Here is a 22,448-nt window from a genome sequence, read left to right as displayed (position 1 = left end):
CGCCGGATAGCGTCTGGCGATGACCGCTGCCACCGCCGCCTTCCGCCGGGTGCTCGCGCTGGGCGGGCCGATGCTGCCCGTCCTGTCGTTCCTCGGCAGGCTCCCCACCGCCATGTGCCAGTTCGGCAGTCTGCTGCTGGTGGCGCAGACGAGCGGCTCGCTGGCCACCGCGGGTCTGGTGGGCGGTGCGCTGGCGGCGGGACAGACGGCGGGCGGCCCGCTGCTCGGCCGGCTCGCCGACCGGCACGGACAGCGGCCGGTGGTGCTGGCCGCCTGCTGGTTCGACGCCCTCGCCGTGACCGCGCTGGTGCTCGCCGCCCTCGCCCGGACCGGGGCGCTGCCGCTCGCCCTGATCGCGCTGCTCGCCGGTGCCGGGGTGCCGCAGATCGGTCCGCTGGCCCGCACCCGGCTCGTTGCGCTGGCCCGTCGCGCACGGGCCGACAACCGTCTGGTCCACACCGCGCTGTCCTTCGAAGGCACTCTGGACGAGGTGTCGTTCGTGCTCGGTCCGGCGCTGGTGGGGCTGTCCGCCACGGTGGCCCACCCGGCCGTGGCGCTCGCCCTGGCCGCGCTGCTGCTCGCGGTCTGCGGCTCGGCCTTCGCCCTGCATCCCACGGCCGCTGCGGTGCGGCCCACGGGCGCCCCGTCCGGCCATGCGCCGTTCTCTTCCGGCCCGGCTCCCGCCCCGGACGGCCCCCGCGCCCGGCGCTCCGCCGCCCGGCCCGCCCGCGCCCGGATGCCCCGCGCGGTGCATGCCATGCGCGCCTCGATGGCGCTGCAGGGCGCCCTCTTCGGCGCCTGCCAGGCCGGCATCACCGCGCTCACCGCAGACCTCCACCGGCCCACCCAGGCCGGGCTGGTCTATGCCGCGATGGGGGTGATGAGCGCGGTCGCCGGGCTCTCGCTGGCGCTGGTGCCCGCCCGGATCGGGCTGCCGGCACGCTGGCGGGCGGCGGCCGTGGCGCTGATCGTGCTGTCCGTGCCGCTGCTGTTCGTACGGTCCCTGGGGGCGCTCTACCTGGCCGTCGTGGTCCTCGGCGTGGCCTTCGCCCCGCATCTGATCACGCTGTTCGGGCTCACCGAACGGCTGGTGCCCGCCGGTCGGCTGGCCGAATCGATGGCCTTTCTGACCAGCGCGATCGTGGGCGGCCAGGCCCTGTCCCTGGCCGTCTCCGGCCGGCTCGCCGAGGCCCACGGCCCGACCGCCGCCTTCGCGGTGGCGGTCGGTGCCGCCGTCCTGATCCTCGGCCTCGCCCTGACCACCCGGGGCACGGACCGGCCGGCCGCCGCGCTCACGCCGGCCGCTGCAGCACCAGCAGGCTCCGCCCGATGAGCGTCAGCCGGTCGCCGGCCTTGACCTTGGCGCCGCCGCCATCCGCCACCGCCTGCGGCCGGTCGGTGTCCACCACGACCTGCCACTGCCGGCCCAGGTGCTCCGGCACCATGAACTCCTTCTCCTGGTCGTGGGCGTTGAACATCAGCAGGAACGAGTCGTCGGTGACCGGCTCGCCGCGGGAGCCCGGCTCGGAGATCGAGCTGCCGTTGAGGAACACCGTCAGCGACTTGGCATGCACCGACTGCCAGTCGCGCGGCCCCATCTCCTCCCCGCCCGCCGTGAACCAGGCGATGTCGGACAGCTCGTCACGGGCGCCCTCCACCGGGTGCCCCTGGAAGAACCGCCGGCGCCGGAACACCGGATGGTCGCGCCGCAGCCACACCATCTGCCGGACGAACGCCAGCAGCGCCCGCTGCTCCGCGTCCTCGTCCGCCGCCGCGTCCGTACCCTCCGGCCCGTCCGCGTCCGTGTCGTCGGGCTCCCCGGCGCGCCCCCGCTCCGGCCAGCGCACCCACGACAGCTCGTTGTCCTGGCAGTACGCGTTGTTGTTGCCGCCCTGGCTGCGCCCGAACTCGTCGCCGTGGCTGAGCATCGGCACGCCCTGCGACAGCATCAGCGTGGCCAGGAAGTTGCGCATCTGCCGCGCCCGCAGCCGCCGGACCCAGGGATCGTCGGTCGGCCCCTCGGCACCGCAGTTCCAGGACCGGTTGAAGCGCTCCCCGTCCCGGTTGTCCTCGCCGTTGGCCTCGTTGTGCTTGTCGTTGTACGCGACCAGATCGTGCAGCGTGAAGCCGTCATGGCAGGTCACGAAGTTCACCGAGGCCAGCGGCCGCCGTCCGTCCTCCTGGTAGAGGTCCGAGGAACCCGTCAGCCGGGACCCGAACTCCGCCAGGGTGCGCGGTTCGCCCCGCCACAGGTCCCGCACGGTGTCCCGGTACTTCCCGTTCCATTCGGTCCACAGCGGGGGGAAGTTCCCCACCTGGTAGCCGCCCTCACCGACGTCCCACGGCTCGGCGATCAGCTTCACCTGGCTGACGACCGGGTCCTGATGGACCAGGTCGAAGAACGACGACAGCCGGTCCACCTCGTGGAACTGCCGGGCCAGCGTCGCCGCCAGATCGAAGCGGAAGCCGTCCACCCGCATCTCCTGCACCCAGTAGCGCAGCGAGTCCATCACCAGCTGGAGCACATGCGGGCTGCGCATCAGCAGCGAATTCCCGGTGCCCGTGGTGTCCATGTAGTACTGCTTGTCGTCCGACAGCCGGTAGTAGGAGGCGTTGTCCAGCCCCCGGAACGACAGCGTCGGGCCCAGATGGCTGCCCTCGGCGGTGTGGTTGTAGACCACATCGAGGATCACCTCGATACCGGCCTGATGCAGCGCCCGCACCGCCGTCTTGAACTCCAGCACCTGCTGCCCGCGGTCACCCCAGGACGCATAGGCGTTGTGCGGGGCGAAGAACCCGATGGTGTTGTAGCCCCAGTAGTTCGTCAGCCCCGCGTCCACCAGCCGGTGATCCTGGACGAACTGATGCACCGGCATCAGCTCCAGCGCGGTCACCCCGAGCTTCGTCAGATGGTCGATGATCGCCGGATGCGCCAGCGCGGCATAGGTGCCGCGCAGCTCCTCGGGGAGCTCTGGATGGCGCATCGTCAGGCCCTTCACATGGGCCTCGTAGAGCACCGTCTCGTGGTACGCGGTGCGTGGCGGGCGGTCGTCGCCCCAGTCGAAGTACGGGTTGACCACCACCGACGCCATGGTGTGCGGCGCCGAGTCCAGGTCGTTGCGCACCTCGGGGCGCCCGAAGTGGTAGCCGTAGACGGCCTCGTCCCAGTCGATCCGGCCGCTCATGGCGCGGGCGTACGGGTCGAGCAGCAGCTTCGCCGAATTGCAGCGCTGCCCCCGCTCCGGCTCGTACGGACCGTGCGCCCGGAAGCCGTAACGCTGCCCCGGCATCACCCCCGGAAGATACGCGTGCCGTACAAAGGCGTCGCTCTCCCGCAGCTCGACGGCGGTCTCCGAACCGTCGTCGTGCAGCAGACACAGTTCGATGCGCTTCGCGGCTTCGGAGAACACCGCGAAGTTGGTGCCCGCCCCGTCATAGGTGGCACCCAGCGGATACATCTGTCCCGGCCAGACCTGCATGGGTAGACTCTTCCACTTTCTCGTCGGGCGCTGCGGCGACTCCACGACACACGTCCGCGGAACGGTTCGCAATACTTCCCCCTGGATGGCGCAACTTGTCGCATACAAAGGGTTTTTCGCGAGATCTCCGCTGAATGGTGGCAACCTGCCGCGATGTCGGATCGTCCTACTGGTCGTCCTACCGGAGGACTACCGGGGGAACCGACATGCATGTCACGACGATGTGACAGCAGGGGGGAACCGTGCACCGTCTGATGCACCGCCACCTCGGCAAGGCCGTCGCGGGCGCCGCCGTCGCCCTGACCGGCACCGCCGCCATGGTCGCGATCACCTTGCCGTCCGACGCCGGCGCCGCCGCCGGAACGGACTCCCGGAGCCGGCCCGCCGCGGCCGCCGCACCCGGCCCGGGGCGTGACCAGGGGCCGCCGCCACCCGGCGTCGTCGAGAGAAGCCCCGTGGAGGGGGAGCGCGGCCGGGGACGGGACCCGCTCACCGACGGCGAACTCCGGCGCGCCCGGGACCTGGCGCTGCCGCGCACCCTGCGCGGCGCCGCCCGGAACGTCACCGGGAAGCCGGGCCCCGAGCCCCTCACCGCCGATCTGGCCGGACTCACCCCCGAGGAGACCGGGCTCGCCGACCCGCCGCGCCGGGCGACGGTCACCTTCTACGACTACCGGAACGACAGCTACCTGACCAAGACCGTCAACCTCACCACCTCGGCGGTGGAGTCGGCGGACGCCCGGCACGGCGTGCAGCCGCCGCCCAGCCGCGCCGAGGCCGTCGAGGCGGCCCGGCTGCTGATCGCCGCCCCGCTGGGCTCAGGGCTGCGCCAGGACTACCGCGACGCCACCGGACACGACCTCACCGGTCCGGACCCGCTCTCCGTCACCGGCTTCGTCTACCGCGGCCGCGCGGAAGGCGACGCGCCGGGCGCCCTGGGCGACTGCGGGGAACACCGCTGCATCCGCCTCTTCACCAAGGTCAGGAACGGCCGGTGGATCGACACCCGCCGCTTCGTCATCGACCTCAGCGCCCGCACCGTCGCCCGCCTGGGCTGACCGGCGCCCCCCACCGACCGCCACTCCACCCCACCGGAGCCGCTGCCATGCCCGGAAGACGCACCACCGGCACCCGCCGCCCGCACCGTCGCACCGCGCTCCTGACCGCCGTCCCCCTGCTGCTCGCCGTGGCCGCCCTGACGACCGGCCCGGCCGCCCAGGCCGCTCCCGAGGCCCCCGCCGCACCCGTGCCCACCCCGAACTGCGGTGCCGCCCACCGCATCACCCAGACGCTCGACGGCGGCACCGTCTGGCGCATGTGCTGGCACTACGAGGGCAACGCCGGTCTCGTCCTCGACGACATCTCCTACCAGCCCAAGGGCGAACGCACCCCCGTCAAGGTGCTCACCACCGCCAAACTCGCCCAGATCCACGTCCCCTACGACGACGGCCGGAACGAGTACGACGACCTCACCGGGCAGGGCTTCGCCCAGGGCCTGCAGAAGCTCGACCCCGCCGAATGCCCCGGCGGCACCCTCAAGACCGTCAAGGTGCCCGGCGCCTGGGACCCCGCCCACCCCGACATCCGCGGTCTGTGCGCCACCACCCGCGCCCGCGGCCACGCCTACCGCATGGGCCCCTACCCCGGCGAGCGCGCCAAGACCTACCAGCTCCAGGGCACGGACCTGCTGCTCTACACCGTCAACAAGGTCGGCTGGTACGAGTACATCAGCGAATGGCGGTTCTCCGGCGACGGCACCATGACCCTGCAGGTCGGCGCCACCGGCACCGTCTCACCCGCCGACTACGACGCCGGTGACGGCCGGGGCGCGCCGCTCGGCAAGGGCGCCAAGGACTACGCCACCAGCCACAGCCACAATGTCTTCTGGCGGCTGAACTTCGGCCTGGGCGGCTCCGCCGCCAACAAGGTCGAGCAGTTCGACTCCGCCACCACCGTCCCGGGCGGCGGCCGCACCCCCACCATCCGCACCACCCGCACGCCGGTCACCAAGGAGCTGGCCGGGGACGCCGGTCCGCTGCGCTGGTGGCGGGTGGTCGGCGCCGGCCGCAACAAGGACGGCCACCCGCGCTCGTACGAGATCGTCCCCGGCCCCACCAGCAAATACGCCGGGCGCCGTTACACCACACATGACGTCTATTTCACCGAGTACAACAAATGTGAGCAGTTCGCCAGCAACAACCTGGCCAACTGCGGCGACAAGGCCGGCAACAGCGTCGACACCTGGGTCAACGGCCAGCCGCTGAAACACCCCATCGCGTGGGTCAACATCGGGTTCCACCACATCGCCAGGGACGAGGACCAGGAGCCGATGCCCGTGCACTGGCAGGGCTTCCAGCTGGTCCCACGCGATGTCACCGCTATGAATCCGCTCACTCCCCCCTCGCTGTCCGGCCACAACGGGCACTATGGATAAGGGGAGTTGATAACCGACTCCACCCATCCTGCTGCACCGCCTCCCGCACCGCAGTAGTCTGCCTTGATCGTTGGCACGGGGGTTCGGAAGGCGGTGGCAGGTGAGCGGCGGGCTGGAGTTGCCCCCTGGTGACGAGAGTCATGAGGGTCATGAGGGCGGCTCCGTCGACGCACCGCCCGGCGCGGTGTCCCTGGCACGACCGCTGGAGATCGGTGCGGAGCTGGACTGGGGCGCCGACGCCTGGAGCGAGGTGCGTACCCGCGCCCGCCGGGCCGGCCGCGCCTACATCTGGCTGAATCTCGTCGAGCAACGGCTGCGGGCCGTCGTCGCCGCCGTCCTGCGGCCCATCTATGAGCCGGTGCACGGCGACGAATGGGTCGTCGCCGCGGCCGGTCCCGCCGGTCAGGAGTGGGTGCAGCGGGCGGTCGCCGTCCGCGAGGTCAGCCGCCGCAAGGGCTACCTCCTCGACCCCGCCGACGACAACATCGTCAGCTTTCTGACGCTTCCGCAACTCCGCGAACTGATGGTCCAACACTGGCCCTGCTTCGAGCCGTACTTCGACGACCGCCGCGATGTCGAGCTGGCCCTCGACGAACTCGAGGTCGCCCGCAACATCGTCTCCCGCAACCGCGCCCTGTCCGAGACGGTCCTCGCCCAGGCCGAGCGCGCCTCCGCCCGCCTCCTGGACATACTCGGCTCCGGCGTCGGCACCCGTATCTCCGGACGGCTGCCCATCGACGCGGTGGAGGACCTGGTCGGCGACCGCTACGCCGATGTCATCGGGGTGCACTCCGACCGGGTGCGCCTGCAGCGCCAGCTCCCCGCCGAGGACCTCTTCGGCGACGCCCGCCGCCTCGACGCCGTGGGCATAGGCCTCAACCTGCTGGTCCAGAACTACTCGGGCCGCCGCCTGGTCCGGCTCGCCGAATCCGGCTGCCGCGTCCGGCTGCTCTTCCTCAACCCGGCCAGCAGCGCCGTCCGCCGCCGGGAGCGCGAAATCGGCCTGAAGAAGGGTGAGATGAGCCGCTCCATCGAGATGAACATCCTCCATATGCGGCGGGTGCGGGCCCGGCTGCGGGACCCCGGCGCCTTCGAGATCCAGGTCTTCGACGAGACGCCGCGCTTCACCGCCTACCTCGTCGACGGCGACGGTCCCGACGGTGTGGCCGTCGTCCAGCCCTACCTGCGCAAGAGCCGCGGGATGGAGTCCCCGGTCCTGGTCCTCCGCGGGGGCGGCCGGGAGGTCGTCCGCCAGGACGCCCCGCACACCCGCGACGGCGACCACGGTCTCTTCGAGACCTACCGCGAGGAATTCGAGAGTATGTGGGCGGACTCGCGGCCGGTCTCCTGAAGCGGCCGGTTTCCTGATCCGGACGCCGCCCCCGTCACCCGCGGGGGCGGCGGCCGCCGCACGACGGGCCACCCGGTACCGCGGACCGGGCCCCCGATTACCGTGGGGCAATGCACTTCCGTGTACTCGCCCCCCTGGACGTGCGGTCCGCCGACGGCCGCCCCGCCCCCGTCCCGGAGACGAAGGTACGCGCCCTGCTCGCCGCGCTGCTGGCGCACCACGGCCGCCCGGTGTCCACCGCCCGGCTCGTCGCACACCTCTGGGGCCCGCAGCAGCCCGCCCGTCCCACGGCCTCCCTCCAGAGCAAGGTCTCGCAGCTGCGCCGCGCCCTGGACACCGCGGAGCCCGGCGCCCGCAAACTGGTGACGGCGACCCCGCCGGGCTACCGGCTGGACATCGCCGCCGACGCCCTGGACGCCGGCCGCTTCTCGGCGCTGACCGCCCGCGCCCGCGCCGCCACCACCCCGCGGCAGCGGGCCGGACTGCTCGGCGAGGCCCTGGAGCTGTGGCACGGTCCCGCATTCGCCGGCTTCGCGGACAGCGACCTGGTGCGCCCGGTGGCCGAGAGCCTGGAGGAGCAGCGGCTGACGGCACTGGAGGAGCGGGCCGCGGCTCGCCTGGAGCTGGGCGAGCACGCCCCGCTGACCGCCGAGCTGGCCGGTCTGGCGGCCCGGCACCCGCTCCGGGAACGGCTGCGTGCCCTGCAGCTGACCGCCCTGTACCGGGCCGGCCGGCAGAGCGACGCACTCGCCGCCTATGACGAGATCCGCGCGCGGCTGGCCGACGAACTGGGGGTGGACCCGGGCCCCGAACTCACCGCGGTACACCGGGCGATCCTGCGCCAGGAGCCGTGGCGGCCGCACGACGAGGGCGCCCGGTATGACGAGGACGCCCGGTACGACGGTGGTGTCCGGTACGACGGGGGCGCCGGTCATGACGGGGGCGCTGGTTATGACGGCGGCACCCGGCACGACCACGACCACGGCACCCGGCATGACGGTGGCACCCGGCACGGCGGCGGCGCCACCCGCCCCGAGGACCGGCTGCCGACGGCGGCCCTGGCCCCCGCACCGCCGCCGGCCGGCCCCCGCCCCCGCACCAACCTCCCCGCACCCCTCACCGCACTCCTCGGCCGCCAGGACGCCGTACGCCGGATCGAGGCGCTCCTCGCGGCCACCCGCCTGGTGACGCTCACCGGACCCGGCGGCGTGGGCAAGACCCGCCTCGCCCTGGAGACCGCCGGCCGGCTGGCCGACTCCTTCCCGGACGGTGTCTGGCTGGTCGAACTGGCCGCACTGAGCCGCCCGGACGCCCCCGAGTGCGCCGGGAGCAAGTGCACCGCTGCCGAGGTGGCCGAGGCGGTGCTGGCCGTGCTGGGCATCCGGGAGGGTACCTCGGCCGGACCGGTGGCCGAGCGTCTGATCGGCGCGGTACGCGGCAAGCGCCTGCTGCTCGTGCTGGACAACTGTGAGCACCTCGTCGAGGCGGCCGCGGAGGTCACCGCCGAACTGCTCGGCGCGGCCCCGGACCTCCGGGTGCTGGTGACCGGCCAGGAATCGCTGGGCCTGACGGGCGAGACGCTGTGGCCCGTACCGCCGCTGGAACCCGCCGGTGCCGTCGCACTGTTCACGGCCCGCGCGAGCGCCGCCGACCCGGACTTCGTCCTCGACTCCGACGCCACGGCCGCCGTGGCGGAGATCTGCCGCCGCCTGGACGGCATCCCGCTCGCCCTGGAGCTGGCCGCCACCCGCGTACGGGCCCTGGGCGTACGGGAGCTGAGCGCCCGGCTGGATGACCGGTTCCGGCTGCTGGCGTCCGGCCGGCGCGGGGTCCCGCCCCGCCAGCAGACCCTGCGCGCAATGATCGACTGGAGCTGGGAGCTGCTGCCCGCCGCCGAACGCACCGTGCTGCGCCGGCTCGCCGTCCACGCGGACGGCTGCACCCTGGAGGCCGCCGAAACGGTCTGCGCGGGCGACGGCGTCCGACGGGACGAGGTGCTCGATCTGCTGGCCCGTCTCGTGGACCGCTCCCTGGTGACGGTGGCCCGGACACCGTACGGCCCCCGTTACCGGCTCCTGGAGACGGTCGCCGCATACTGCCTCGAACGGCTGCGGGAGGCCGGTGAACTGACGTCCGTACGCCAAAACCACCACCGCCACTACACCGAACTGGCCGAGCGCGCCGCCCCGTTGCTGTACGGGCCGGACCAACGCGCGTGGCTGGAGCGGCTCGACCAGGAGACGGCGAACCTGCGGGACGCCCTGGACGGGGCGATCCGGGAAGGCGCCGCGGACCGCGCGCTGCGCCTGGTCGACGCGCTGGCCTGGTACTGGTTCCTGCGCGGCCGGCTCGCGGAGGCCGGCCGCTCCCTGACGGCGGCGCTCGCGGCGTACGAGACCGCCCGCGCGACGGCGGCGGATGCCGGGGACCCGGCCGCCGAGGGGTGCCGGCTGCGGGCCGCCACCTGGCAGGTCGGGATGGCCTCACTGGCGGGCGATGACACCGACCCCGTGGAGCGGGCCACCGCCGTGCTCCGGCAGTACGGTGCCCATCACGACCCGGGCGCCCGGGCCTGGGCCCAGTGGTTCCTGGGCTTCGCCCAAGTCGGCCTGGGCGAACCGGCAGTGGCGAGGGAGCGGGTGGCGGACTCGCTGGCCGCCTTCCGGACCCTGGGCGACCGCTGGGGCATCGCCGCCGCGCTGAGCAGCCGTGCCCAGGGCAGCGCCGGCGGGGACCTCGGGGCCCGGCTTCGCGATGCCGAGGAGAGTGCCGCGCTCTTCCGTGAACTGGGCGACCGCTGGGGCCAGTTGCAGGCCGCCGACGCGCTCGGCGCCCTTGCGGAGATCACCGGTGACTACGACCGCGCGGCCCGGCTCCACCGGGACGGGCTGCGGATCGCCGAGGAGCTCGGCCTCTGGATCCAGGCCTCCTACAAGCTCTCCGGACTGGGCCGGATCGCGCTGCTGAACGGTGACCTGGCGGCCGCCCGCGACTTCCACGAGCGGGGGATGCGGCTGGCCGCGGAACAGTCGCACCTGCGGGGCGAGATGTTCGCCGAGTGCGGTCTCGCCCTCGGCGCCCGTCGGGAGGGCCGCCTCGACGACGCCGAGGCGCATCTGCTGCCCTGGCTGGAGTGGTGCCTCGGCCGGGACGGCGACCCCGGTACCGCATTCGTCCTGGGTGAGCTGGGCTTCCTCGCCGAACTGCGGGGCGATGCGGAGACCGCCCGCCGTCACCACCTGAACGGATTCGTGGCGGCCCGCGCCACCGCCGACCCGCGCGCCGTCGCGCTGGCCCTGGAAGGGCTGGCCGGCGTGATGGCACTGACCGGCCGGTGCGCCGTCGCGGCCCGGCTGCTGGGGTGTGCGGCCGCGGCGCGCGCAGCGGCGGGGGCGCCCCAGCCGGCCGCGGAGCGCGGCGATGTGGCACGGAGCACGGCCACGGCACGCCGCAGCCTGGGGGACGCGGCGTTCGAGGCGGCGTACGCGAGCGGTGCGGGGGTGGCACCGGAGGTCCTGGTGAAGGAAGCGACGGGAAGCGCCGGGAAGCGCCGGGACGAGAACTACGGCGTCCCCGTGATTCCCCCGTCCACCCGGAGCTCGATCCCGTTGACGTAGTCCGCGAGCGGGCTCGCCAGATAGGCGACAGCGGCCGCGATGTCCGCCGGGCGCCCCAGCCGCCCGCTCGGGTTCGGCGCATACTCCTTGACGAGGTCCGCCTCGTCCGGTCCGTCCTGGGGGCCGTCCTCCTCCGCCGCCCGCTCCTCGAACATCCGGTACATGGAGGGGGTGACGATCACCCCCGGGCTGACACAGTTCGCGGTGACCCCGGTCCCGGCGAGGTGCCGGGCCAGGCTGGTGGTCATGTTCACCACGGCCGCCTTGGCGGCGGAGAACGTCGCCATGTGGGGCAGTGGGGTCCGTACGGCCCGGCTGCCGATGGTGATCACCCGGCCCCAGCCGTGGGCGCGCAGCGACGGCAGCAGCGTCTGGCTGACCCGCACCGTCGGCAGGACGTTCCCTTCGAAGGCGGTCCGCCAGTCGGACGGCCGGGAGCTCTCCCAGTCGTGCTCGGCGAACGGGCCCGCGTTGTTGACGAGGATGTGGGCCCCGAAGTCCCGTGCGGTGAGGGCGACCTGCTCGGCGACGCCCGGTTCCGTCAGATCACCGAGCACCACTTCGGCCCGCACACCGCGGGCCGCGACCTGCTCGGCGACGGCCGCGGCGGCCCCCGCGTTCCGCCCGTGGACGAGGACATCGCACCCCTCGTCCGCCAGCGTCTCGGCGATCGTGGCCCCGATCCCCGCACTGCTGCCCGTCACCAGCGCGCCGTGTCCTGCCAGCCGTAGGTCCATGGCCGTCAGCCTAGGGGCGCGGCGGGCCGTGGGCTCCCTGCCGCGACAGGTGGCCGGTGGATTGTCAGTGGTGCGTGGGAGAGTGAATGAGCAACGGGGGAAGTACCACCGAAGGAGGCCCCGCATGAGCGAGTGCAGCATGGACGTCCCCCCGGCCGAACGCCGGGGGATCTTCATGGGAGGGCGCGCGCCGAGCGAGTGCGGGGCCGAGCGAAGCGAGGGTTCGGCATGAGCGAGCAGAGCGAGTTCATCATGGGAAGGTGCGCGCCGAGCGAGTGCGAGGCCGAGCGAAGCGAGGGTTCGGCATGAGCTGGCATCAGGGGCTGCTGGTCAGCTTCGATCTGGAGACCACGGGCACCGACGTCGAGCAGGACCGCATCGTCACCGCGGCCCTGCTCCGGCTGGAGGGGGACGGCCGGCCGGCCGCGAAGCTGACGTGGCTGCTCGACCCGGGGGTGCCGATTCCCGACGAGGCGGCGGCCATTCACGGCATTTCGACCGCATATGTCCAAGAGCACGGGCGTCCGCCGGCGACCGCCATAGAGGAAATCACCGAGGCGCTGGCCGATGCCCTGCGCGCGGAGATCCCGCTGGTGGTGATGAATGCCCGCTATGACCTCTCGCTCCTGGACCGCGAGTGCCGGCGCCACGGCCTGCGGACCCTGACCGAACGCCTGGGACACGCACCCGCGCCGGTCATCGACCCCCTCGTCCTGGACAAGCACGTGGACCGCTACCGCAAGGGGAAGCGCGCCCTGCAGGCACTCTGCGGTCACTACGGCGTCCGGTTGGACGGTGCCCACGAAGCGGGCGCCGATGCGGCGGCCGCGGCCGGGGTCGCCCGGCGCATCGGGGAGAAGTACCCGGCCGTCGCCCTCCCGTCGCCCCGCGCGCTGCACACCCTCCAGGAGCAGGCGGCCGCCGATCAAGCCGCCTCGTTCCAGGCGTATTTGCGGCGGTCCGGTGACCCGCAGGCGATAGTCGAGCCGGCCTGGCCGCTGATCCCGTACCAGGCCAGGGCGGCCGAGCGATAGCCCGGCCGCGGGGGCTCGGCCCGTCAGGCCGCCCCGCTCAGAAGGGATACCACCGCACCGTCGCGTCCTTGTCGCGCAGCGAGGCGATCCGGCGCCGGAATTCCCTGAGCGCCGCCGGGTTTCCGGGCGCGTGCTGGGACACCCAGGCGCAGCTCGCCGTCTCCCGGGACCCGCGCAGCACGGCGCAGCCCTCCCAGTCCCGTACGTCCCAGCCGTAGACGGACACAAAGGTGTCGTAGGCGTCGGGGGCCAGGCCGTAGCGGTCCCGGCTCAGCGCCATCACGACCAGATCGTGTTCCCGCAGATCGGAGGAGAAGGTTTCCAGGTCGACCAGCACCGGTCCGTCGGGCCCGACATGAATGTTGCGGGCCAGCGCGTCACCGTGGATGGGACCGCGCGGCAGATGCGGTTCCAGGGCGGTGGCGGCCGCCGCGAAGGCGTCCCGCCGCCCGCGCAGATACTCCGCGTCCGGCGCCGACACGGCGTCACCGGCCAGCCGCAGCCAGCGCTCGACACCGCCGAGCAGTTCGCGCCGGGGGAGGGCGAACGGCGGCTCCGGCAGTGCGTGCACCAGCTTCAGCAGCGCGGCGAGATCGTCCGGGCCGGCGGGCCGGACGGCCTCCGGCAGCCGCTGCCAGAAGGTCACGGGATGCCCGTCGGCCAACGTCGCCACGGGCTCCGCGGCCCGTACGGCCGGCACACCCTCGGCCGCCAGCCACTGGGCCACGCCCAGTTCCCGCTCGGCGCGCTCCAGGAGTTCGGCGCTGCGGCCCACCCGTACGACCGGTCCGTTGTCGCCGAGGGCGAAGACGGCGTTCTCGCCGAGCGAGAGCAGTGCGGCGCCGGCCGCCGCCTCGGGGTGCCCGGCCGCGGCCAGCACGTCCCGGGCGCGCGCCTCCGTGAAGGCGGCGGGGCTCGGTTCGGTCATCGGGGTGCCTCCTGCGGTGCCGGTACGCGACCAGTGTCGCAGGTCGGCCTCATGGCCCCGCAGGACATCCCCGGCGGGGAGTTCCGCCGGGGAATCGGCCGGGGACCTTGACGGGGGTGCCGGCCGTCACGACGATGACGGCGGCCGGGAACGGCCGGCGGGGGAGAGGGGGAGCAATGGCAGCAGTGCCAACGGCGGGGGCATACGGGGGCAGACCGCCCGGACCGCGTCGCGCGGAGCCCCTCCCGTGACCCTGGCGACCGCACCCCGGCGGCCCACCGAACCGGCCGCGGACCGGGCCGCCCGGCCACGACGCGACCTGGGCGCCTGGTTCCTCGTGCTGCCCGCGCTGCTCCCGATCCTGGTGCTGAGCGTGGGGCCGCTGCTGTACGGCATCGGGCTGGCGTTCACCGACGCCCAGTCGGGCCGGACCCAGGCCACCCGCTTCGTGGGGCTGCTGAACTTCTCCGACCTGTTCCAGGACTCGCTGTTCTGGGACTCGTTCCGGATCGGCCTGATCTGGGCCTTCGGCGTCACCGTCCCGCAGTTCCTCCTCGCCCTCGGGCTTGCCCTGCTGCTCCATCTCGATCTGCGGCTGCGCTGGCTGGCCCGGGCGCTCGCGATCATCCCGTGGGCGATGCCCGAGGTCGTCGTCGGCATCATGTGGCGGCTGGTCTACCACCCGGACGCCGGCATCCTGAACGAGACCCTGCGCGGGCTGGGCCTGTCCGGAGCCGGCGACGGCCGGGACTGGCTGAGCGGACTGGCCACCGCCCTGCCCGCGGTCATCGTCGTCGGCGTCTGGGCCGGGATGCCCCAGACCACCGTCACCCTGCTGGCCGGTCTGCAGAACGTGCCCCGCGAACTCCACGAGGCCGCGTCCATGGACGGTGCGGGCGCCTGGCGCCGCTTCCGCACCGTCACCTGGCCCGCCCTCAAACCCATCGCCCTCGCCGTCACCGCGCTCAACTTCATCTGGAACTTCAACTCCTTCGCCCTGGTCTTCGTGCTGACCGACGGCGGCCCCGGCGGCCGGACCCGGCTGCCGATGCTGTTCGCCTACGAAGAGGCCTTCCGCTACGGGCAGTTCGGATACGCCGCCACGATGGGCCTGGCGATGGTCGCGGTGATCTCGGTCCTGCTGGCCGTCTACCTGGCCGGCCGGCTGAAGGGGGACGACGACCGGTGACGGCCAGGGAGAGCACCGGCGGCAGCAAGCGCAGCAGCGCCCCGCGCGGTGCGGGAAGTGCCCCCATCCCGCGCGGCACCCCACGACGCACCTCCACTTCACGACGCACCGCCACTTCACGACGCACCGCCACCCCACGACGCACCGCCACCCCACGACGCACCGCCACCCGCGCCGGCCAGTACGCCGCACTCCTCGGCTATCTCGCCTTCCTCGCCTTCCCCTTCCTCTGGCTGCTCTCCACCGCCTTCAAGCCACCGCGGGAACTCGGCAGCATCCACCCCACCTGGATCCCCGAGGCGCCCACCCTGGAGAACTTCCGGCAGGCCTTCGCACAGCAGCCGCTGCCGGCGGCGGCGGGCAACAGCCTGCTGGCCGCGGCGGTCTCCGCGCTGCTCGCGATTCTGCTGGCGACCCCGATGGCGTATGTCCTGGCCCGCTTCCGCAACCGTCTGTCCCGGGCGGCCACCGGCTGGGTCGTGATCAGTCAGGCCTTCCCGCTGGTGCTGGTGATCATCCCGCTGTTCCTGATCCTGAAGGGCCTCCATCTGGTGGACTCCCGGATCGGTTTGATCATGGTCTATGCGGTGTGGTCGCTGCCGTTCGCCCTGTGGATGCTGACCGGCTATGTCCGCGCCATACCAAGGGAGTTGGAGGAGGCGGCGGCGGTGGACGGCGCCGGCCGGCTCCGTACGCTCGTCTCGGTCACCGCCCCGCTGCTCGCGCCCGGCATCGTCGCCACCGCGCTGTTCGCCTTCATCACCGCCTGGAACGAGTTCTTCTTCGCCCTGGTCCTGCTCAAGTCCCCCGAGAAACAGACACTGCCGGTCGTGCTGACCCACTTCCTCGGGGCGGAGGGTGTCGCCGACCTCGGCCCGCTCGCCGCCGCCGCGCTCCTCGCAACCCTCCCGAGCCTGCTGCTCTTCGCCGCCATCCAGCGGCGGATCACGGGCGGGATGCTCGCAGGGGCGGTGAAGAGCTGATGCGCCACGACCACGCGCCCGCGCGCCCGCGCCCCTTCACCCGGCGGGGCCTGCTCACGGCGGCCGCCGCGCTGCCGGCCGCGGCCCTGCTGCCGGGCTGTTCCGACGGCCGGCGGCGGACGACGGACGGCCGGATCACCCTGCGCTTCCAGTCGCTGGCCTGGCAGCAGGACTCGCTCAAGGCCAACAAACAGCTGGTCGCCGAATGGAACAGACAACACCCCGACATCCGGGTGCAGTACGTCCAGGGTTCCTGGACCACCGTCCACGACCAGCTGCTGACCTCCTTCGAGGGCGGCGAGGCGCCGGACATCATCCATGACGCCTCCGACGACCTCGCGGACTTCGCCTACGGCGGGGACCTCGCCGACCTCACCGCCCTCCTGCCGCCGCGCCTCAAGCGCGACATCCCGCAGCGCAGCTGGGAGACCGGCACCTTCGCCGGCCGGATCCACGGCGTCCCGTTCCTCCAGGAACCGCGGGTACTGATCGCCAACCGCGCGAAGCTGGACCGGTCCGGCGTCCGCATCCCCACCCCCGAACACCCCTGGACCTGGCAGGAGTTCGAGGAGGCGGCACAGCGGCTGACCCGCGGCACCACCTACGGCGTCGCCTGGCCGCTGAAGGAGCCCGTCTCCGCCACCCTCAACCTCGCGCTGTCCACGGGCGGCCGGATCTTCCACCGCCACCGCGACGGCAAGGTGGAGGTGCGCTTCGACGCCGTCGACCAGCTGGTGCCGCGCACCATCCACGACCAGGTCAACGTCGACCGCAGCGCCTCCCGTACGACCCTGGGCATGGGCGGCTCCGACACCCTCCCGGGCTTCTTCGCCGGGCGCTGTGCGATGGTGCCGCTCGGCTTCTCCTACCGTCAGCAGATCGCCCAGCAGGCGCCCAAGGGTTTCGACTGGACGGTGCTGCCCGCCCCCAAGGGCACCGCCCTGGACCAGGGCGTGAGCCCGCAGACCCTGTCGATCGCCGAGGACTGTCCGTACAAGGAGGAGGCGATGGCCTTCATCGACTTCCTCCTCAGCCCGCCGAACATGGTCCGGCTCGCCCTGGGCGACTGGCTGCTGCCGACGGGTCAGGAGGCGCTGAGGGATCCGGCGCTCCGGGCCGCCACATATGACTGGGCGACGGGCACCGCCCTGGCGGGGTCGCTGCATTCCGCCCCGGCCCAGTCCGTCCGCGGATATCCGGAATGGAAGGACAAGATTGCCACTCCGGGTCTTCAGGAGTACTACAGCGGCGCCATAGGCCTGGACACCCTGCGGAAGCGGCTCGTCGAGGACGGAAATCTGGTGTTGGCCCGCTATCAGCGCTGAAGCGCGCGGAGCCGTACGGGTCATGACGTAAGGCCGGCGATGGCCGAGCGGCAGCGCTGGGGGGCCGCAACCTCCCAACTGCCCCTGCCTGAGGCCGTGATGGACGACGCGCACACGTCCACCACCGAGCGCGAGCCGCCCCCGGTACACCTGTCGCCCGGCGCACGGTTCACTGCCGCGTCACCCTCTATTGCGGGCACGTAAACGGAGTTGAGTCGCTCCGGTTCAACTCCGGGGTCGCTTTGACCACTTCTGAAACATTTCCCATTTCAATGCCCTTGTTGCTTATCTCACACGCCCCGACTGGCCTTGAATTGAACTCATCAATCAGACAGGGTTTCGAACCAGTCCGACGCAGATCTTCCGGTCTGTTCGGGCTATTGCGCAACGCTTTCCCCCCACACCACGAACGAGGAGAACCCTCGCAATGGCTCACAAGCGTTCCAGCAAGAAGCGGCTCGTCACGGCAATATCCGCCGCGGTCGCCGCCACTGGTATCGCCGCCGTCACCGCGGTCACCGCGGGCGCGTCCCCGGCCGCCGAAGGCAAGATCTACGGAGCCGAGGCCAAGGGCGCCGTGAACGGCAGCTACATCGTCATGATGAAGAAGTCGATCCGCACCATGGAGAGCGGTGACCTGGCCTCCAAGTACGGCGGCAAGGTCAAGCGGAACTACTCCTCCGCCATCGACGGCTTCTCGGCGACCGGCCTGAGTGCCGATGAGGCCAAGCAGCTCGCCGCCGACCCGGCCGTCGACAAGGTCGTCCAGAACAAGAAGTTCCACATCAGTGAAGCCCAGGCCAACCCGCCGTCGTGGGGCCTGGACCGTATCGACCAGGAAGACACCAAGGGCGACAAGAAGTTCAACTACCCCGACAGCGCGGGTGAGGGCGTCACCACGTACGTCATCGACACCGGTGTCCACATCAAGCACAAGGACTTCGGCGGCCGGGCGTCGTACGGCTTCAACGCCATCGACGGCAGCGACAAGGCCGAGGACGACAACGGCCACGGCACGCACGTCGCGGGCACCATCGGCGGTACCGAGCACGGTGTCGCCAAGAAGGCCAAGATCGTGGGCGTCAAGGTCCTGGACGGTGAGGGCTCCGGCACCACCGAGCAGGTCGTGGCGGGCATCGACTGGGTCACCAAGAACCACAAGGGCCCCTCGGTCGCCAACATGTCGCTCGGCGGCGGCGCGGACGAGGCTCTCGACGCGGCCGTGAAGAAGGCCATCGACGCCGGTGTCACCTTCGCCGTCGCGGCGGGCAACGAGTCCTCCGACGCGGGCCAGGGCTCGCCGTCGCGGGTGAAGGAAGCCATCACCGTGGCCTCCAGCACCAAGGAGGACGAGCAGTCCGACTTCTCCAACTTCGGCAAGGTCGTGGACCTCTACGCCCCCGGCTCCGACATCACCTCGGACTGGAACGACGGCGCCACCAAGACCATCTCGGGTACGTCCATGGCGACCCCGCACGTCGTCGGTGCCGCCGCGGTCTACCTGGCCGGTCACAAGGACGCCAAGCCGGCCGACGTGGCGAAGGCCCTGACCGACGGCGCCACGCCCGACAAGATCACGAACCCGAGCGAGGGTACGCCCAACAAGCTGCTGAAGGTCGTCGAGTAATCACCTGACTTCCTCAGCTCCACCCGCCGGCCGTCGCGCTCGCCCCCACGGGGCGCGGCGGCCGGCGCTGTTGTGCGCTCCGCGACTTCCCGGCCGAAGGCTTCCCCCGTCCCTCTGTGGCCCGGGGCGAAACCCCGCGTAGACACTGTCTACTCCATACGGTAGACAGTGCCCATGACTGATCAAGAGGCGGGCCTGCGTGCCCGTTTGGTCCAGGTCGGCATCGACCTGCTGACCGAAGAGGGAGTGCAGGCGCTGTCGTTGCGGGAGATCGCCCGCCGGGCCGGGGTCTCCCACGGTGCGCCACGGCGCCACTTCCCGACCCATCTGTCCCTGCTGTCCGCCATCGCCCGCCAGGGGTTCACCGACCTGGCGGAGAAGGTCGCGGCGGACATCGACGCCCACCGGGCGGACCCCCGCGCCCAGCTCATGGCCCTGGGCCGTGGCTATCTCGACTTCGCGCTGACCCACCGCGGCATGTTCGAGCTGATGTTCCGGCACGACCTGCTGGAGAGCGGCCATCTCGGCCTGCGGGACACCAGCCTGCCGCTCTTCCAGGTACTCGTCGATCTTGTCGCCCGGGTGCAGCCGCAGTCCGATGTGCCGGCCCGGGTCGTCGCAGGCGCCCTGTGGAGCAATCTGCACGGCATCGCCCAGCTGTGGAGGTGGGGCAGCCTGCAACTCGCCACAGGGACCGACGACGTCGAGCCGCTGCTCCGGGCCGCGCTGGACGCACACCTCGGGCCGGAGGGCCGATGACTGCCCGACGCCGTCAGCGCCTCGTCCTCACCGGCAGTATCACCGGGGCCGTGATCGTCGCCCTGGACGGCACCGTACTGACCGTGGCGCAGCCCGCCCTGCAGCGGGATCTGCACGCCTCGTTCGGGCAGGTCCAGTGGACCAGCACCGGCTATCTCATCGCCGTGGCGAGCCTGCTGGTCTTCGCCGGCAGGCTCGGTGACCGCTACGGCCATCAACAGGTCTTCGCCCTCGGGATCCTGGGCTTCGGCGCCACCTCGGCAGGGATCGGCCTGGCGCCCGGGGTCGGCTGGGTGATCGGACTGCGGGTGGCCCAGGGGATCTTCGGTGCGCTGCTGCAACCGGCCACCCTGGGAATGCTGCGCGCCACCTATCCGAGCGACCGGCTCGGCATGCCCCTCGCCCTGCGCACCAGCGCCATCGGGCTGGCGGCCGCCGCCGGCCCGGTCCTCGGCGGCGCGCTGGTCGCCCACTGGGGCTGGCGGGCCGTCTTCTTCCTCAACGTGGTGCCCGCAGGCCTGATCGGCCTACTGGCGCTGGCCGTTCGCGTTCCCACTCCCGACGACCGGGAGACGGCCGGAGCCACCACCACTGCCGGCGGGCCCCGCACCCCCGCCCCCCGACTCGACCTGCCGGGCGCCTGTCTCCTCGCGCTGGCCCTGGTGTGTCTCGTACACACCCTCGTCGCCCTCCCGGAAACCGGTTGGACGACGGCCACCACACTGGGCGGGGCCGCGGCCGCGCTCGCCTGCGGCGCCTTCATCCGGCACGAACGCCGCACTGCCAGTCCGCTGGTCCCCCTCTCCGTGGTCCGCTCGAAGACCGTCGCCTCGGCCCTCGCGGTCCTGCTCTCCGCGTCGGCGGCCCTGTTCGGTGCGCTGTTCGTCAGCACCTACTTCCTGCAGGACGTCCTCGCGATGGACCCGCTGCAGAGCGGTCTGCGGGTGCTGCCGCTGGCCGTGCTGATGGTGCTGAGCGCGCCGGCCTCGGCCGTGCTGCAGCGCCGGTACGGCCCCCGCCGGACGACCGTGGCGGCGATGACCCTCCTCACCCTCGGCATCCTCGTGCTGTCCCAACTCGACCGGACCTCGACGGCACCGGCCATCAGTGGGGGTTTCCTCCTGCTGGGCGCCGGCTTCGGCACGGTGATGGTCACGGCGACGGCGGTCATCGTGCGCCATGTGTCCGCGGACCACGCCGGAGTGGCCGGCGGCCTCCAGCAGACCGCGATGAACATCGGCCCGGCACTGGGCGTCGCCACGGCCACCATGCTGGTGACCCTCACGGCCCCCGGTACCACCGGCGGGGGGCCATCCGGCGGGCCGCACTGGACCGGCGAAGCCTTCCTCTCCGCGATGGGCCCCGCCCTCCTGACGCTCGCGGCCGTCGCCGCGACCGGCGCGCTGGCCGCGGCCGAACTCCCCGGCCGCCCGGCCGGTGGCGACTCTCCGCAGTCGCCGGCAACCACCGGGCGCGATCGCGACCCGGCCGAAGCGACGGAGGCCGTGACGTCCGGGGACTGACGCGTCGACTGGCCCGCCGACTTGCCCCGCCGAAAAGCAATGCCCCGGCCCGAGGGGCCCCTCAACGTCGACCACTTCCGCCGCGCACCGTGCGGCGGAACCCGGTACGTGTCGCCTCCAACTCAGGCTCTGCCCCGCCTCGTTGGACGAGTTATCCACAGGAGGGACCCTCCGGAACCACGCCGGGCGCAACCTCCCCTACCGTCGGTGACATGCACGGAGGACTGCCGTTCATCGGCATCAGCACCATCGTCTACGGCGTGATCGGACTGCTCACGGTCGTAGCCGGCGCCATCCGCAAGACAGGGGGAGACCGACTTGCACACCATCACCGTCATCGTGCCCGCACACAACGAGGAGGAGGGACTGCCGGCCACGCTGGAGTCCCTCGCCTCTCAAACGGTCCGGCCTGACCGGGTCCTGGTGGTGGACGATGCCTCCACGGACCGCACCGGCGAAGTGGCGGCCTCACACGGCGTGACCGTGCTGCGGCCACCGCACAATCTCGGCAGCAAGGCCAAGGCACAGAACTACGCCCTTCCGCAGTGCACCACCGACCTCGTCCTGGCAGTCGACGCGGACACCGTCCTCGCGCCGGACTACATCGAGACCGTCCTGCCCGTCTTCGACGACCCCGGCGTCTCCGTCGCGGCAGGCACGGTCCGCACCCGCCACACCCGCACACTCTGGGAACGCGGACGCTCCACCGAATATCTCTTCGGGTTCCACTGGCACCGCCCCATCCAGGCCCGCGCCAACAGCCCCATGGTGTGCTCGGGTTGCTGCTCCGTCTTCCGGCGCGACGATCTGATGGCCTTCGGGGGCTTCCCCGAGCGGACCATCGTCGAAGACATGGATTACACGTGGTCCCAGCAGATCGCCGGCAGACGCGCGGTCTATGTCTCCGACGCGGTCGCGCTGGCCGCCGACCCCGAGGACCTCACCTACCTCCGCAAACAGGTCTGGCGCTGGATGGCCGGCTTCTGTCAGAACGTCCGGCTCCACCTCGGGCGGCTGATCCGCCACAAACCCCTGCTGGCGGTCTGGGTGCTGCTCGCCCTCCTGGAGATCCTCACCGCGCCCCTGTGGTGGGCGACCCCGTTCCTGCTCGTCGCAACGACCGGACAGCCACCCGCCGTCGCCTTCGCCTGGTGGGCCGGCGCCGAACTGCTCCTGACGACACCGCCACTCCTCTATGCCGCCCGTCGCCGCAAACTCTCCCTGCCCACAGTGCTGTTGAATATCCCCTGCGTCTACGCAACCAAGGCCGTCAACCTCGTCTACGCCTGGAAGGCCCTCATCGTCGAGCTGCTGCTGGTGCCCCTCCACCTGGCACGAGGGCTCACCGTCTACGAGAAGGGAAGAGCCGACCACCGGCCGACGCGGACAGCTCTCGCCGGGGCGGGGTGAGGCGCGGGTCGGCGTCTGCAGGTGCCGCCGGGACGACAAGGGCCCCGGCGGC

General features: G+C 72.2%; 16 protein-coding genes. 13 read left to right on the top strand and 3 right to left on the bottom strand.

Going from position 1 to position 22,448, the window contains the following annotated elements; genetic code table 11:
• The first annotated feature begins 19 nt into the window (after nucleotides 1–19).
• Complete coding sequence (locus SLV14N_RS09195) at nucleotides 20–1,333, top strand: MFS transporter (RefSeq protein ID WP_263268992.1); 1,314 nt, start codon at nucleotides 20–22, stop codon at nucleotides 1,331–1,333.
• On the opposite strand, the gene glgX is transcribed toward SLV14N_RS09195, so the two are convergent.
• Nucleotides 1,293–3,479 carry a glycogen debranching protein GlgX gene (glgX, locus tag SLV14N_RS09190; RefSeq protein WP_208680507.1) on the bottom strand — a complete coding sequence of 729 codons (2,187 nt, stop codon included), beginning with the start codon at nucleotides 3,477–3,479 and terminating at the stop codon, nucleotides 1,293–1,295. The two genes, SLV14N_RS09195 and glgX, sit on opposite strands and share 41 nt — an antisense overlap.
• A gap of 242 nt (nucleotides 3,480–3,721) precedes the next feature.
• On the opposite strand from glgX, the gene SLV14N_RS09185 reads away from it, so the two are divergent.
• The 4 genes from SLV14N_RS09185 to SLV14N_RS09170 all read left to right on the top strand — a co-directional run bounded on the left by SLV14N_RS09185 (nucleotide 3,722) and on the right by SLV14N_RS09170 (nucleotide 10,881).
• On the top strand, nucleotides 3,722–4,537 hold the full coding sequence (locus SLV14N_RS09185; protein ID WP_263268990.1) for a Tat pathway signal sequence domain protein: 816 nt from the start codon (nucleotides 3,722–3,724) through the stop codon (nucleotides 4,535–4,537).
• A gap of 47 nt (nucleotides 4,538–4,584) precedes the next feature.
• On the top strand, nucleotides 4,585–5,913 hold the full coding sequence (locus SLV14N_RS09180; RefSeq protein WP_208680505.1) for a copper amine oxidase: 1,329 nt from the start codon (nucleotides 4,585–4,587) through the stop codon (nucleotides 5,911–5,913).
• 100 nt (nucleotides 5,914–6,013) lie between these two features.
• A complete protein-coding gene (locus SLV14N_RS09175) occupies nucleotides 6,014–7,264 on the top strand; it encodes an SAV2148 family HEPN domain-containing protein (RefSeq protein WP_263268987.1) in 1,251 nt (416 codons plus the stop codon).
• A 110-nt stretch (nucleotides 7,265–7,374) separates the two neighbouring features.
• Complete coding sequence (locus tag SLV14N_RS09170; protein ID WP_263268985.1) at nucleotides 7,375–10,881, top strand: BTAD domain-containing putative transcriptional regulator; 3,507 nt, start codon at nucleotides 7,375–7,377, stop codon at nucleotides 10,879–10,881.
• Here SLV14N_RS09170 and SLV14N_RS09165 read toward each other — a convergent pair.
• Nucleotides 10,827–11,618 carry an SDR family NAD(P)-dependent oxidoreductase gene (locus SLV14N_RS09165; protein WP_263268983.1) on the bottom strand — a complete coding sequence of 264 codons (792 nt, stop codon included), beginning with the start codon at nucleotides 11,616–11,618 and terminating at the stop codon, nucleotides 10,827–10,829. The genes SLV14N_RS09170 and SLV14N_RS09165 overlap by 55 nt on opposite strands.
• Nucleotides 11,619–11,923: 305 nt before the next feature.
• Between SLV14N_RS09165 and SLV14N_RS09160 the strand changes: the two genes are divergently transcribed.
• Nucleotides 11,924–12,652, top strand: a complete 729-nt coding sequence (locus tag SLV14N_RS09160) for an exonuclease domain-containing protein (RefSeq protein ID WP_208680502.1) — start codon at nucleotides 11,924–11,926, stop codon at nucleotides 12,650–12,652.
• 37 nt (nucleotides 12,653–12,689) lie between these two features.
• Here SLV14N_RS09160 and SLV14N_RS09155 read toward each other — a convergent pair whose 3' ends face one another.
• Nucleotides 12,690–13,580 carry an aminoglycoside phosphotransferase family protein gene (locus SLV14N_RS09155; protein WP_208680501.1) on the bottom strand — a complete coding sequence of 297 codons (891 nt, stop codon included), beginning with the start codon at nucleotides 13,578–13,580 and terminating at the stop codon, nucleotides 12,690–12,692.
• A gap of 319 nt (nucleotides 13,581–13,899) precedes the next feature.
• Here SLV14N_RS09155 and SLV14N_RS09150 point away from each other — a divergent pair, with 319 nt between their 5' ends.
• The 7 genes from SLV14N_RS09150 to SLV14N_RS09120 all read left to right on the top strand — a co-directional run bounded on the left by SLV14N_RS09150 (nucleotide 13,900) and on the right by SLV14N_RS09120 (nucleotide 22,396).
• A complete protein-coding gene (locus SLV14N_RS09150) occupies nucleotides 13,900–14,769 on the top strand; it encodes a carbohydrate ABC transporter permease (protein WP_259670733.1) in 870 nt (289 codons plus the stop codon).
• Nucleotides 14,766–15,752 (top strand): carbohydrate ABC transporter permease, encoded by a 987-nt coding sequence (locus SLV14N_RS09145; RefSeq protein WP_263268979.1) that lies wholly within the window; start codon nucleotides 14,766–14,768, stop codon nucleotides 15,750–15,752. The genes SLV14N_RS09150 and SLV14N_RS09145 overlap by 4 nt, the downstream gene beginning before the upstream one ends.
• Nucleotides 15,752–17,077: a sugar ABC transporter substrate-binding protein gene (locus SLV14N_RS09140; protein ID WP_208680498.1), complete on the top strand. Its 1,326-nt coding sequence runs from the start codon at nucleotides 15,752–15,754 to the stop codon at nucleotides 17,075–17,077. Before SLV14N_RS09145 ends, SLV14N_RS09140 begins: the two co-directional genes overlap by 1 nt.
• A 427-nt stretch (nucleotides 17,078–17,504) precedes the next feature.
• Nucleotides 17,505–18,704 carry a S8 family peptidase gene (locus SLV14N_RS09135; protein WP_208680497.1) on the top strand — a complete coding sequence of 400 codons (1,200 nt, stop codon included), beginning with the start codon at nucleotides 17,505–17,507 and terminating at the stop codon, nucleotides 18,702–18,704.
• Nucleotides 18,705–18,878: 174 nt separating this feature from the next.
• Nucleotides 18,879–19,463, top strand: a complete 585-nt coding sequence (locus SLV14N_RS09130) for a TetR/AcrR family transcriptional regulator (RefSeq protein WP_263268976.1) — start codon at nucleotides 18,879–18,881, stop codon at nucleotides 19,461–19,463.
• Nucleotides 19,460–20,986: an MFS transporter gene (locus tag SLV14N_RS09125; RefSeq protein ID WP_263268974.1), complete on the top strand. Its 1,527-nt coding sequence runs from the start codon at nucleotides 19,460–19,462 to the stop codon at nucleotides 20,984–20,986. The genes SLV14N_RS09130 and SLV14N_RS09125 overlap by 4 nt, the downstream gene beginning before the upstream one ends.
• A gap of 318 nt (nucleotides 20,987–21,304) precedes the next feature.
• Nucleotides 21,305–22,396, top strand: coding sequence for a glycosyltransferase family 2 protein (locus tag SLV14N_RS09120; RefSeq protein ID WP_263268972.1), 1,092 nt, complete (start codon nucleotides 21,305–21,307; stop codon nucleotides 22,394–22,396).
• The last annotated feature ends 52 nt before the right edge of the window (nucleotides 22,397–22,448 follow it).

The organism is Streptomyces sp. Je 1-4 4N24 (genome assembly GCF_026239515.1).
Taxonomy (GTDB): Bacteria; Actinomycetota; Actinomycetes; order Streptomycetales; family Streptomycetaceae; genus Streptomyces; species Streptomyces nigrescens.
This window is presented reverse-complemented; position numbering and strand designations above follow the sequence as displayed.